This window comes from Streptomyces sp. SID13031 (assembly GCF_010548305.1).
Classification (GTDB): domain Bacteria; phylum Actinomycetota; class Actinomycetes; order Propionibacteriales; family Kribbellaceae; genus Kribbella.
The window spans coordinates 1-1,305 of the sequence record NZ_JAAGLV010000051.1; the positions used below are offsets into that span (position 1 = coordinate 1).

General features: G+C 66.9%; 1 protein-coding gene. It reads left to right on the forward strand.

Translation table 11 applies throughout. The features are described from left to right. Nucleotides 1–1,277 (forward strand): IS110 family transposase (locus tag G3I17_RS39175; protein ID WP_203591355.1); only part of this gene is annotated, 1,277 nt, incomplete at its 5' end. Nucleotides 1,278–1,305: the final 28 nt, after the last annotated feature.

Here is a 1,305-nt window from a genome sequence, read left to right on the forward strand (position 1 = left end):
TTTCTTCGCGTCAATGCCATGATCCGGGTGCCTGGCAGGGTTCGCTCGTTTCTTCGCTGCCTCGCAGGTCGATGGCTTGTCCTCGATGTGCGGCTCCGCCGGGCACCCAGGGCGCGCGGGGATGTGGCTTGATAGGAGCCTGCCATCGTGCTCGATTGAGGCGTGCCCGCCTCGCGCGATCCCGGGGATCCCTTCCTGTTCTTGATGTGAGGAGTTCCTCCGGCATGGTCATGATCGGCACCGATTCCCACAAACGCACCCACACCGTTGTCGCGGTCGACGACGTTGGCCGGCGGCTGGGAGTGAAGACCGTCCGTACCAATAGCGAAGGCCATCTCGAGTTGGTCCGCTGGTCGGCCCAGTTCGATGGGGTCGCCTTTGCCTTAGAGGATTGCCGGCATCTGACCCGTCGCCTCGAAGCTGACCTGCTCGCGGCCGGCTGCCGAGTCGTGCGGGTCCCGACCAAGCTGATGGCTGGAGCCCGCCGTGCCGCCCGGGAGCCGGGCAAGTCGGACCCGATCGACGCCGAGGCGGTCGCGCTGGCCGCGCTGCGTCACCCCGATCTGCCGGTTGCCGAGCTGGACGGACCGGCACGTGAGGTGAAGCTGTTGTCGGATCACCGCCACGACCTGGTTGTCCAGCGCACCCGGATCGCCTCCCAGATCCGCTGGTACCTGCACGAACTCGACCCCGACCTGGAGATCCCGTCTCGTGGGTTCCGGCGGCACCGCGTAGTGGCCGAGGTGTCCGCAGAGTTGGACCGTTTCGACGGCGTCGTGGCCAGGCTGACACGTAACCTGCTGACCCGCTGCGATGAACTCAACCACCAGATCAACGCTCTCGAGGCGGAGCTGCGACACCTGGTACAGGCCATCGCCCCTGCATTGTTGGCGATCCCGGGCTGCGGTGTCTTAACCGCCGCGGTGATTATCGGCGAAACCGCCGGCGTGCACCGTTTCCGCGACAACAACGCCTTCGCCCGCTTCACCGGCACTGCACCTGTCCCGGTGTGGTCCGGCGCCAGCGCCGGCAAGGTCCGGCTGAACCGCGGCGGCAACAGGACGATGAACTGCGCCCTGCACATGATCGCGGTCACCCAGGCCCGAGGCATCGGCCCCGGAAAGGCCTACCTGGCCAAGCAGCAAGCCCGCGGCAAGGACAAGACCGCAGCCCTGCGGCTGCTGCGCCGCCGGCTCTCCGATGTCGTCTTCACCGCCCTGCGCACCGAACGGCAACACGACACCCAGGCCACATCGCCAGCAGCCATGGCAGCCTGACCAGGGAGCCACTTGACATAGGAGCATC